Origin of the sequence: Shewanella xiamenensis, assembly GCF_014647135.1 — a bacterium.
Classification (GTDB): domain Bacteria; phylum Pseudomonadota; class Gammaproteobacteria; order Enterobacterales; family Shewanellaceae; genus Shewanella; species Shewanella xiamenensis.
On sequence record NZ_BMOP01000006.1, the window covers coordinates 141647 to 155087 of the forward strand.

General features: G+C 46.1%; 7 protein-coding genes. All 7 read left to right on the forward strand.

The features are described from left to right. Positions 1-262: 262 nt before the first annotated feature. Positions 263-1228, forward strand: a complete 966-nt coding sequence (locus tag IEY09_RS07905; RefSeq protein ID WP_188870536.1) for a DmsE family decaheme c-type cytochrome — start codon at positions 263-265, stop codon at positions 1226-1228. Positions 1229-1241: 13 nt separating this feature from the next. Next, a complete protein-coding gene (locus tag IEY09_RS07910; RefSeq protein WP_188870538.1) occupies positions 1242-3380 on the forward strand; it encodes an MtrB/PioB family decaheme-associated outer membrane protein in 2139 nt (712 codons plus the stop codon). Positions 3381-3415: 35 nt separating this feature from the next. Then, a complete protein-coding gene (locus IEY09_RS07915) occupies positions 3416-5335 on the forward strand; it encodes an OmcA/MtrC family decaheme c-type cytochrome (protein ID WP_188870540.1) in 1920 nt (639 codons plus the stop codon). 245 nt (positions 5336-5580) lie between these two features. Then, on the forward strand, positions 5581-7761 hold the full coding sequence (locus IEY09_RS07920) for an OmcA/MtrC family decaheme c-type cytochrome (RefSeq protein ID WP_173944703.1): 2181 nt from the start codon (positions 5581-5583) through the stop codon (positions 7759-7761). Positions 7762-8090: 329 nt separating this feature from the next. Then, on the forward strand, positions 8091-10043 hold the full coding sequence (locus IEY09_RS07925; RefSeq protein ID WP_069454675.1) for an OmcA/MtrC family decaheme c-type cytochrome: 1953 nt from the start codon (positions 8091-8093) through the stop codon (positions 10041-10043). Positions 10044-10111: 68 nt separating this feature from the next. Next, positions 10112-11113 (forward strand): decaheme c-type cytochrome MtrA, encoded by a 1002-nt coding sequence (gene mtrA / locus IEY09_RS07930; protein ID WP_037417148.1) that lies wholly within the window; start codon positions 10112-10114, stop codon positions 11111-11113. A 12-nt stretch (positions 11114-11125) separates the two neighbouring features. Then, the gene (locus IEY09_RS07935; RefSeq protein WP_047537712.1) at positions 11126-13219 is read left to right on the forward strand and encodes an MtrB/PioB family decaheme-associated outer membrane protein; all 2094 of its coding nucleotides are present in this window, start codon (positions 11126-11128) and stop codon (positions 13217-13219) included. The last annotated feature ends 222 nt before the right edge of the window (positions 13220-13441 follow it).

Genomic DNA, 13441 nt, shown 5'->3' on the forward strand with positions numbered 1-13441 from the left:
TGACCGAAAATAAAAATGCCAGCTAGCTGCCACCATTTATTGCAATGGAAAAACATGTTCAATAAGCGTTAAAAAAAGTCATCCTCGGTACAAAGTGAGACATTGATCACACTTATTGTTTATCCCTACAAAATCATTCCTCTTTACAGTCAACCAGCTAAAAAATGTTAAGCACTTGTCACATGTTTGTTCTAATATTAATCAACTAAATTAGCGATGTCGAAAGCTTGAAAAATAACAAATAAAACGCACTCGGGAATAGATGAACATGGATATAGGTTTAAAGTTCAAAAGCATAACTCAGGTTATGCTTGCTCTGATGTTATCGATACTCAGCCTTTCAACGGTAGCAACACCTTGGGATGACAAGCCACCCGAGGAGGTCGTCGCGACTTTGGACAAAAAGTTTGCCGAAGGTAAGTACTCGGCCAAAGGGGCTGACACTTGCCTGATGTGCCATAAGAAAAGTGCCACTGTGATGGCCATTTTTGATGGTGTACATGGTAATCCTAATGTCAAAGATTCCCCCATGGCCGACTTACAGTGTGAGGCTTGCCACGGCCCACTCGGTAATCATAACAAGGGCGGCAAAGAACCGATGATCACCTTCGGCCAGAATTCCCCCGTTCCCGCGCAAAAACAAAACAGTGTTTGTATGAGTTGCCATAACGACGATCAACGCATCGCATGGAAAGGTAACCACCATGACAATGCCGATATCCCTTGCAGTAGCTGCCACCAAGTACACGTGGCAAAAGATCCTATTAGCGACAAAGCGAACGAAGTAGCGATTTGTACCCAATGCCATACTCAGCAAAAAGCGGATATGCACAAACGCTCATCCCATCCATTGCAATGGCAACAAATGGTCTGTAGCGATTGCCACAATCCCCATGGCAGTTTAAATGATGCCAGTCTGAAGCAAATGAGCGTCAACGAAAACTGTTACAGTTGCCACGCCGAAAAACGCGGTCCTAAATTGTGGGAACATGCGCCAGTCACCGATAATTGCGCGAACTGCCATAACCCCCACGGCAGCGTCAACGAATCCATGCTCATCAGCAAACCGCCACAGTTATGCCAACAGTGCCACGCCTCCGATGGCCACAGCAGTAATGCTTACTTTGGTAATCAAACCAATGCCTTCACCTCGGCTAATTCCTGTATGAATTGCCATGGACAAGTGCATGGTTCAAACCATCCATCCGGCAAGTTGCTCCAGAGATAACAAGGGAATGATCATGCAAATAATGAACATATCGACTCCTAAAGCTTGTTTCTCACTCACATTACTGGCTTGGGCGATTAGTGGCGTACTCAACACAGCCCAGGCGGAAGGATATGAAATCCAAAAAGCGAATCGCAGTGGCGTAAAAAGTGAGGCATGGGGCTGCAAGCAATGCCAACCCAAAACAGGGCGCCAAGGCAACGTCAGCGCCACGCTCGCCTATAATGACGGCGAAGATAGCCGTTTTGGTAATCGCACTGGCACGGATAAAGATGGCTTGGTCGGTGCTGTGGGCGCCGATATGCAATACCAAGCTGAGAGTGGTTACCAAACCCGGCTAGAGGCCGATAAACTGGGATTTGATACGGGTTCTGCCAAGCTAACCACAGGCCAACCCGGACACTATCAAATCCAATTGGGTTATAAAGGTCTCGCCAATTACCAATACAATCAGCTAAAAAGCCCTTATCTCACCGATAACGATAAGATGCTCTTGCCTGATAATTGGGTAGAGGGAGCAACGACCCAATCCATGCCGTTACTGCAATCGAGTTTAATCGAACAGGACTTAAGCATTACGCGGAATAGATTCAACCTCGGCGGTTACTTCGCAGGCCATATCTCATCGAGCAGCCGCTACAAAGCCTCGGTGAACTACCAGCATGAAAACCGCAGCGGCGCGAAAAAGACCAGCGCAAATATTCTCACTAACAGTGTGATGTTGGCGCAGCCCATTGATGACAGCACAGATGAAATCGATGCCAGAGTCTATTTTGGCGGCGCAGGCTGGCAAGCGGGCATAAACAGCCAGATAAGCCAATACAAGAATGACCATCAGGCACTGCTATGGCAATCGGCCTATACGCCCACATTTGGTGCGGCCTACTTTGGCCAAAATGCCGTCGACCCAGATAATAAGGCCTATCGGATCGCAGCCGAGGCCAGTGGTGGTCAAAATGGCCATAACATCCTTATGCACGCGGGCATCAGTAACATGTCACAGGATGAGGCTTTTCTGCCTGCGACCATTAATGGCCCCTCACCTTTGCTGCCAACCGATAATTTAGATGCCCAAGTGGACGTCCTAGATATGGTGCTTAAGTATTCAGGCCGCATCACACAGGATTTGAGTGTTCAAGCCAGTTATAACTATCAAGACAGGGAAAACAAGACGGCTCAGTTAGATTTCCCACAGGTCGTGACCGACAGCTTTTATCAAGGCACAGCTACAAATCGTCTCTACGATAAACGCAGTAAACAATTTGATCTCAAAGGCAAATACCGCCTATCGCCGTCGGCCTATGCTGAAGCGGGATATAGCCGAGATGAAATCATTTATTCGGAGCTTGATAGGCAGTCCATCGATGAATCGGGTCTCTTTGCCAAACTCAGCTACCGCTATTCGCCAGCTTGGTCAGCTTGGTTAAAGGGCGAAGTATTAGATCGTAATGGCAGTGAATACGATGCTGTAACAAGCACACAAAGTCCGAGTAATCCTTGGCTACGTAAGTCTTATCTTGCTGATCGCAAACGTCAAAAAGTCACCTTGCACACAGATTACCAAACCGATATAGGGTTCTCTGTGGGTGCGAGTTTACACAGTATTGATGATGACTATAACCATACATCAGTCGGGCTCACCCAAGTGTCTTACCTTGGCTACGATGTAACTGCGCAGTATCTAATTAGCGACAATCTAAGTCTTAACGCCTATCTCAACCAAGACTGGCGCGATTCAGATCAGGCCGGAAGCAATCGTTTCTCAACACCTGATTGGTACAGCACCGCTGAAGAGAAATCGACCCTGATTGGCGCGGGTATCGCCTATCAAAACCTGCTGGATAATCGTTTAGATCTGGGATTGGACTACAGCTACTCCGATGGTCAAAGCGATACTGAAATCACCTATGGCATCACTAGCCCCTACGGTGACTACTACAGTCGCAAGCACAATATTAACGCCTACGCCAAATATAAGCTGGCCGACAGTATGTCATTACGCTTCGATTGGTTGTTCGAGAAATATCAAGATGCAAACTGGCAAAACCAAAACATCACTTGGGACACGGTCCCCAATGTGCTCAGTTTTGGCGACATCAGCCACGATTACAATGCTCATTACTTAGGTTTGACCTTAAGCTACCAAATGTAACTTAGGCACTGACAGCGTATTCCAAGGATAGAAATATGAACAAGTTTGCCAAATTAACCACACAATATAGTTTGATGCTGCTCCTCGCCACACTTGTCTCCGCTTGTGGGGGCAATGATGGTAATGATGGCTCACCCGGTGAGCCGGGGAAACCACCCGCAATAACGATCACTAGCCTAAACATCATGGTCGATAAAGTTACCGTGACCGACGGCATTGCCCAAGTCGATTATCAGGTGAGCAATCAAGACGATGAAGCCGTGGTTGGTATTCCTTCAGCCACCTTTATTGCGGCGCAATTACTACCTCAGGGCGCCACAGGTGCTGGTAATAGCAGTGAGTGGCAACATTTCACCTCTGAAACGTGCGCCGCTTCTTGCCCAGGCACGATTGTTGACCATAAAAACGGCCATTACAGCTATCGTTTTAGCGCCACATTTAACGGCATGAATGGGGTGACATTCGTTAACGACGCCACCCAACGAGTAGTCATCAAACTGGGCGGTGATGCATTAGCCGATGGCACAGCGCTCCCTATAACTAATCAGCACTATGATTGGCAAACCTCGGGGAATACCTTAGCTTATACCCGTAACTTAATTACCATTGAAACCTGTAATAGCTGCCACAACAATTTAGCGTTCCATGGTGGACGTTATAACCAAGTTGAAACCTGCGTAACCTGCCATAACAGTAAGAAGGTCAGCAATCCCGCGGATATTTTCCCGCAAATGATACACAGCAAACATTTAACGGGATTCCCTCAATCCATCAGTAATTGCCAGACTTGCCACGTTGATAATCCAGATTTAGCCGAGCGTCAAAATTGGCATAGGGTACCCACCATGGAAGCCTGTGGTGCCTGCCATACCCAAATTAATTTCCCTGCGGGCCAAGGCCATCCTGCGCAAGCAGATAATAGCAATTGCGTTGCTTGCCATAATGCCGATTGGACCGCAAGCGTACACGGTAATGAAGATCAAACAGCCGCGTTAGCTCAATTTAGTCCTAGCATCAGTAGTGCAAGCATGGATGCCAATGGCACAGTGACTGTTGCGGTGACCCTGACCAACCCCAGCACAGGCACTGTTTACCTAGATAGCGCAGATAAACTCAAATTTATCAGCGACCTAAGGGTTTATGCTAACTGGGGAACCAGTTTCGATTACAGCACCCGCTCCGCGCGCTCAATTCGTCTCCCTGACTCCACGCCAGTTTCTGGCAGCAACGGCACCTACGTTTACACTATTTCAGGTCTCACCGTTCCCGCTGGTACTGAGGCCGACCATGGCGGCTTAGCGATTCAAGGTCGAGTTTGCGCCAAAGATAAAGTATTAGTGGATTGCAGCACCGAACAGGCAGAAGTGCTGGTGATCAAATCAAGTCATAGTTACTTCAATATGTCTGCATTAACCAGCACTGGCCGCCGCGAAATCATTAGCAATGCCAACTGTGCTAGCTGCCACGGCGATCAACAACTGAATATTCATGGTGCGCGCAACGATTTAGCAGGCCAATGCCAACTTTGCCACAACCCGAATATGCAGGCCGACGCTACTGCGGCAAATCCCTCCATTACCTCCTTTGACTTTAAGCAGTTAATTCATGGCATCCATACCAGCCAATTTACTGGTTTTGCAGATCTCAACTACCCAGGCAAAATCGGTAATTGTGCTCAATGCCATATCAAAGATGCAGCAGGCGTTTCAACGGTTGCCCTGCCCTTAAATACAGCGGTTCAACCGCTTGCGCTTAACAATGGCACCTTTACCAGCCCAATTGCCGCCGTATGCAGTAACTGTCACTCAAGTGATGCGACCCACAATCATATGAAGCAACAAGGGGCCGTGTTTGCAGGCTCCAAAGCTGATGCAACCGCAGGCACTGAAACCTGTGCATTCTGCCATGGACAAGGGGCCGTCGCCGATGTACTCAAAGTCCACCCAATTAATTAACCCTATGATGCAGGCCAAAAGGCCTGCAACTGCAGATATAAAAGGAACTCATACTATGCAGTCTTCTACCTCTAAAGAAATAGTCAGATCTCAATCACATAACCCGCTTAAAGTGACTGATAAATACCAATGACTTAGTTAGCCTTACAGGTGGGATCTAATCCCACACATTAAATGCCAATAATGAGATTTATTCTTATTTGATAAGTGTTTAATGATGATTAAAACTATTGCAGGGAAATATCATGATGAAACGGTTCAATTTCAATACCGCAACAAAAGCGATGTTGGGTGCCGGTTTACTTTCACTTCTTCTCACTGGCTGCGGTGGCAGTGACGGTAAAGATGGTGAAGACGGTAAACCAGGCGTTGTTGGTGTCAATATCAACTCAACCTCAACCTTAAAAGCAAAATTCACAAATGCCACTGTTGATGCAGGCAAAGTCACCGTTGATTTTACGTTGGAAAATGCTAATGGCGTTGCCGTATTAGGCTTAACTAAAGATCACGATTTACGGTTTGGTATTGCGCAATTAACTCCAGTTAAAGAAAAAGTGGGTGAAACTGAAGCTAACCGCGGTTATCAATGGCAAGCTTATATTAATGCCAAAAAAGAGCCAGGTACCATTCCATCCGGCGTTGATAACCTCAAGCCATCAGCCCAATACCAAGCAAACGTTGAAGCAGCAAGTAAATGTGACACTTGCTTAGTTGACCATGGTGATGGTAGCTATAGCTACACCTACCAAGCCAACATTGCTAATGTAACTGAGCCATTAACCGTTACTTACAGTGCTGACGCGACTCAACGCGCGACGATGGAGCTTGAATTACCACAACTCACAGCCAACGCCCATTTCGACTGGCAACCTTCTACTGGTAAGACTGAAGGTATTCAAACCCGTAACGTGGTTTCTATTCAAGCTTGTTATACCTGTCACCAACCTGAAAGCTTAGAGCTTCATGGTGGTCGTCGTATCGATATTGAAAACTGTGCCTCTTGCCATACTGCAACATCTGGCGACCCAGAGTCAGGCAATAGCATTGAATTCACTTATATGATCCATGCTATCCACAAAGGTGGCGAACGTCATACCTTCGATGAGACAGGCGCAGAAGTACCTGCTCCTTATAAGATTGTCGGTTACGGTGGTAAAGTGATCGACTACGGCAAAGTAGGCTTCCCATTAAAACCTGCTGCTGATTGTTCAGCCTGTCACGTTGAAGGTGCTGGTGCACCTGCCAATGCAGACCTATTCAAAGCAGATTTAAGCAATCAAGCTTGTATTGGTTGCCATACTGAAAAACCATCTGCTCACCATAGCAGCACTGACTGTACCTCTTGCCACAATGCGACAGAGCCTTACGGTGGTACAGGTAGTGCAACTAAGCGACATGGTGATGTGCTTAAAGCTTACAAAGATGCAGAAGCAATGAGCGTTAAGTTCACTGACATTGCAGCAGATGCTAATGGCAAATTAACATTCAAAGTCCAAATCTTAGACGGTTCTGGTAATGCAGTAGATAAACTCAGCATAAATCAGTCAAGTAGAGTGCTTATTGCATGGGATAGTGATAAAAACTACCCAGAATACGCTTCATCTTCTTCTCGTCGCGTTGCGCTATCGGAAGGTACATTTGATGCGGCTAACAAAACTTATTCGTTAACTGCTAGTAAAATGGTATTTCCTGCAGACGCTGTAGGTAAAACTTTCGAACTATGGTCAACTCTTGAAGTTTGTTTCAACAACGGCGGTTACGGTGTTTCAGATGTTGTGATGACCGATTGCTCTACACCCAATGTACGTAAAGTTATGATCAAAGAAGCTCCATTCCATTTTGTTTGGAACGGAACAGCTGCTGACCAAAGTGCTAAACCAGGTGTACGCCGTGAAATCATTGACCCAGCTAAGTGTCAAGGTTGTCATAATCAAGTAATCCACCATTATGACAATGGCGTCAACTGCCAAACTTGTCATACATCGGACAAAACCCTGAAAAATGATGCGGCCTATCCAGGCGGTAAGATACCAACCAGCTTTGCTTGGAAAGCGCACGAGCGTGAAGGACATTATCTGAAATATGCAGGCGTACAATCCGGTACTGTACTAAAAACCGATTGTGCAACATGTCATACTGCAGATAAATCAAACGTTGTAACAGGTATTGCTTTAGGCAGATCACCAGAACGTGCATGGCGCTTTGGTGATATTAACAACAACGGTGCAGAAATTTGGGTATCTTCCGATGCGGGTGCATGCTTAAGTTGTCACCAGAAATATCTGTCTGACGCTGCTAAATCGCACATCGAGACTAATGGCGGTATCTTAAATGGCTCAAGTGCAGCAGATGTTCAAACCCGTGCCTCTGAAAGCTGTGCGACTTGCCATACTCCATCACAATTGATGGAAGCTCACGGTAACTAAGTCGACGTAATTCTCTCAATAGAGAGCAAGAACAAAAAGAGAGAGGTATCCCCTCTCTCTTTTTTATTTTAGCTTCACAATCCGCCGTTTTTTTGATCTAAATTTGTTTTTCCCCTGTGGTTTAACTACCTCTTTAGAAATAGAAAGATCCAAGTCACACATTAGCAAAGGCTTAGAAGATTTTAGAGGCATGTTAGGTTAGCCTTTCCTTGGGGAATTCTATTTCCAGCATCCACTTAGGTTGCCTTCAAGACCAAAGCACAGACAAAGAATCTGTCGGGTGAAGAAGACAAGCACTTAAGTAATGCCAAACCTATGCAGGGAAAAAAATGATGAACGCAAAAAAATCAAAATTCGCACTGCTGCTTGCAGCAAGTGCCGTCACTATGGCCTTAACAGGCTGTGGTGGTAGCGATGGTAACGATGGTAAACCCGGTGAACCTGGTGGAGAGCCAGCTCCCGCTATTCAAAAGCTCAATTTTACATTCAACAAATCTGTTGTGACTAACGGTGTACCTAGTGTTGAATTCACTGTCACCAACGAAGACGATTTACCAGTCGTGGGTCTGCAAAAAATGCGTTTTGCAGCAGCTCAATTACTTCCTCAAGGCGCTACAGGTGCCGGTAATGCCTCTCAGTGGCAATACTTTGGTGATGAAACCTGTGATCTCGCTTCAACTTGCCCAGGTACTTTTGTTGACAAGAAGAACGGCCACTACAGCTATACCTTCAAGATGAACTTAACTGCCAATGCTAAGATCACCTACAACGACCAGTTGGCTCAACGTGTGCTAATCCGCGCTTACAATACGCCACTACCAGATGGCACCTTAGTGCCTAACAGCAACGCTTTTGTAGATTTCACCGCTGACACAGGTGCCGAGCCTGGTTATAGCCGTAAAATCGTTGCCACAGAAAGCTGTAATACTTGTCACCAAGACTTAGCACAGGTTAAACATGGTGGTGCGTATTCAGATGTTAACTACTGCGCAACGTGCCACACCGCAGGCAAAGTGGGCGTAGGTAAAGAGTTTAATGCTCTAGTTCACGCCAAGCATAAAGACCTGACCTTAGGCTCATTAGAAAGCTGCCAAAGCTGTCACACTGAAAATGAAGCAACACCTGATTGGGGCAACTGGTCACGTATTCCAACTGCCGCAACCTGTGGAAGCTGTCATAGCACTGTGGATTTTGCTGCGGGTAAAGGCCACTCTCAACAACTCGATAACTCTAACTGTATCGCCTGCCATAACAGCACTTGGACAGCCGAGTTACATACAGCTAAAACCGCTGACAAAAAAGCCGTTATCGCTCAATTAGGTATGTCTGCAACATTAGCTGCTCAAGCAGACAATACTGCGGTATTAACCGTGTCTATCTTAGATAAAGACGGCAATGCCATTGATGCGGCGAGTGTACAAAATAAGATTAAACGTTTAGAAACTATCACTAACGTTGGACCTAACTTCCCCATCATGGGCTATAACAAGAGCCCAGGTAGCGGTACAGCTAAAGTGGCCAAAGATCTAGTCAAAGATGGTGCATTACAAGCTGATGTTACCATCGCTGATGGTAAACTGGTGTTCACTACTCCTGCACTGCCATTTGGTGCGGGCGATACTGATACCGCCTTTACCTTTATTGGCTTAGAAATGTGTAACACTGGTACCACATTAACGGCTTGTACTGCTAATAGCACAACCACCAGTATGAAAGCCGAGTTAGCCTTTGGTACTAAATCTGGTAAAGCGCCTAGTACACGTCATGTTAACTCAGTGAACTTCAGCACTTGCCAAGGCTGTCACAGTGACACCTTTGAAATCCACAAAGGTCACCATGCAGGCTTTGTGATGTCTGAACAAGTTTCACATGCCAAAGACGCAAACGGTAAGCCTATCGTGGGTGTTGATGCTTGTGTTGCCTGTCACACACCAGATGGTACCTATGCAAACGGTGCTAACAAAGGTGGTTTCGAAATGAAACTACACGTGGTTCACGGTGAGCAAGGCGTGATCAAAGAATGTACTCAGTGCCACAACGACTTCAACTTAGATGCATTTAAAGTGAAAGGTGCACTGGCTACTTCTGCAGGTAAATACACCACCCCAATCACAGCAACTTGTACTTCATGCCACGCGCCAGAATCTATCGGCCACGGTTTAGAAAATATGGGTGCGATTGTGAATGGTGATTATACTCAAGCCAACCAAGCGGCACAGTCAGAAACCTGTTTCTACTGCCATACCCCAACAGTTGCAGATCACACTCAAGTGAAAATGTAATTTGCCCAAGCAGGGGGAGTTCGCTCCCCCTTTCTTGAATTTTGTTGGGACAAATTGGGAAGCCTATTATGAAGAACAGTCACAAAATGAAAAATCTACTGCCGGCATTTGTCATTACAATGGCAATGTCAGCAGTTATGTCTTTATGTATCACACCAAACGCTTACGCGTCGAAGTGGGATGAAAAAATGACCCCTGAGCAAGTCGAAGCGACCTTGGATAAGAAGTTTGCCGAAGGCAACTACTCCCCTAAAGGTGCAGACTCTTGCATCATGTGCCATAAAAAATCTGAAAAAGTGATGGACCTTTTCAAAGGTGTCCACGGCGCGATTGATTCGTCAAAAAGCCCCATGGCTGGCCTGCAATGTGAGGCGTGCCACGGCCCAATGGGTCAGCACAACAAAGGCGGCAACGAGCCGATGATCACTTTTGGTAAGCAATCAACCTTAAGTGCCGATAAGCAAAACAGCGTATGTATGAGCTGTCACCAAGACGATAAACGTATGTCTTGGAATGGCGGTCACCATGACAACGCCGATGTTGCTTGTGCTTCTTGTCACCAAGTACACGTAGCTAAAGATCCTGTGTTATCTAAAAACACTGAGATGGAAGTCTGTACTAGCTGCCACACTAAGCAAAAAGCGGATATGAATAAACGCTCAAGTCATCCACTCAAATGGGCCCAAATGACCTGTAGCGACTGCCACAATCCCCATGGGAGCATGACAGATTCCGATCTTAACAAGCCTAGTGTTAATGATACCTGTTATTCCTGTCATGCCGAGAAACGCGGCCCAAAACTTTGGGAGCATGCACCCGTCACTGAGAATTGTGTCACTTGCCACAATCCTCACGGTAGTGTGAATGATGCCATGCTGAAAACCCGCGCGCCGCAGCTGTGTCAGCAATGTCATGCTAGCGATGGCCACGCCAGCAATGCTTACTTAGGTAACACTGGTTTAGGTTCTAATGTCGGTGACAATGCCTTTACGGGTGGAAGAAGCTGCTTAAATTGCCATAGTCAGGTCCATGGTTCTAACCATCCATCTGGCAAGCTATTACAGCGCTAAGGAGACGAGAAAATGAAATTTAAACTCAATTTGATCACTCTAGCGTTATTAGCCAACACTGGCTTTGCCGTAGCCGCTGATGGTTATGGTCTTGCTAATGCCAATACTGATAAAGTGAAATTATCCGCATGGAGCTGCAAAGGTTGCGTGGTTGAAACAGGCACATCTGGCACTGTGGGTGTCGGTGTCGGTTATAACAGCGAAGAGGATATTCGCTCAGCCAATGCCTTTGGAACATCCAATGAAGTCGCGGGCAAATTTGATGCCGATTTAAGCTTTAAAGGTGAAAAAGGTTACCGTGCCAGTGTTGAAGCTTATCAACTCGGTATGGATGGCGGTCGTTTAGATGTGAATGCGGGCAAACAAGGCCAGTACAACGTCAATGTAAACTATCGCCAAATTGCAACCTACGACAGCAATAGCGCCCTATCGCCCTACGCGGGTATTGGTGGCAATAACCTGACGTTACCCGATAACTGGGTAACTGCTGGTTCAAGCAGCCAAATGCCATTGTTGATGGATAGCCTCAATGCCCTTGAATTATCACTTAAACGTGAACGCACGGGATTGGGATTTGAATATCAAGGCGAATCCCTGTGGAGCACCTATGTTAACTACATGCGTGAAGAAAAAACTGGCTTAAAACAAGCCTCTGGTAGCTTCTTCAACCAATCGATGATGTTAGCAGAGCCAGTGGATTACACTACTGACACCATTGAAGCGGGTGTCAAACTCAAGGGTGATCGTTGGTTCACAGCGCTCAGTTACAATGGGTCTATATTCAAAAACGAATACAACCAATTGGACTTTGATAGTGCATTCAATCCTACCTTTGGTGCCCAAACCCAAGGTACGTTGGCGCTTGATCCCGATAATCAGGCACACACAGTGTCATTGATGGGACAGTACAACGATGGCAGTAACGCCCTATCGGGTCGTATTCTTACTGGACAAATGAGCCAAGATCAGGCGTTAGTAACGGATAACTATCGTTATTCCAGCCAGCTAACAAGTGATGCGGTTGATGCAAAAGTCGATCTATTGGGCATGAACCTTAAAGTCGTCAGCAAAGTCAGCAAAGATCTTCGCTTGACAGGTAGTTACGATTATTACGACCGTGACAATAATACCCAAGTTGAAGAATGGACCCAGATCAGCATCAACAATGTCAACGGTAAGGTGGCTTATAACACGCCTTATGATAATCGTACGCAACGCTTTAAAGTCGCGGCAGATTATCGTATTACCCGCGATATTAAACTTGATGGTGGTTATGACTTCAAACGTGACCAACGTGATTATCAAGACCGTGAAACCACGGATGAAAATACCGTTTGGGCTCGTTTACGCGTCAATAGCTTCGATATGTGGGACATGTGGGTAAAAGGCAGTTACGGAAAACGTGACGGCTCACAATACCAAGCATCTGAATGGACTTCTTCTGAAACCAACAGCCTGTTACGTAAGTACAATCTGGCTGACCGTGACAGAACCCAAGTCGAAGCGCGCATCACCCATTCGCCGCTTGAAAGCCTGACCATCGATGTTGGTGCCCGTTACGCGTTGGATGATTATACCGATACTGTGATTGGCTTAACTGAGTCAAAAGACACCAGTTATGATGCCAATATCAGCTATATGATCACCGCTGACTTACTGGCAACCGCCTTCTACAACTACCAAATCATTGAGTCTGAACAGGCGGGTAGCAACAATTACAGCACCCCAACATGGACTGGCTTTATTGAAGACAAAGTAGATGTGGTCGGTGCAGGTATTAGCTACAACAATCTGCTAGAGAACAAGTTACGCCTCGGACTGGACTACACCTATTCCAACTCCGACAGTAACACTCAAGTCAGACAAGGTATCACTGGCGACTATGGCGATTATTTTGCCAAAGTACATAACATTAACTTATATGCTCAATATCAAGCCACCGAAAAACTCGCGCTGCGCTTCGATTACAAAGTTGAGAACTATAAGGACAATGACGCCGCAAATGATATCGCTGTTGATGGCATTTGGAACGTCGTAGGTTTTGGTACTAACAACCATGACTACACCGCACAAATGCTAATGCTGAGCATGAGCTACAAGCTCTAATCTGCGTTATTGATGGTCAAAAGCCCGCTCTGCGGGCTTTTTTATGAGAGCGTGTTGACGTTTCGAGAGTAAATATTATTCGTTCTGGCAAGCTCGTGCTCGCGAAACTATGCAAAAACTCACCGCACTTTAGTTACAACATCTCGCTATTCCAACCCACAAAATCTTGAATAAGATCAGAATCTGGGGCAAAACTCGCACTCAAAATAAGGTATTCCTTGA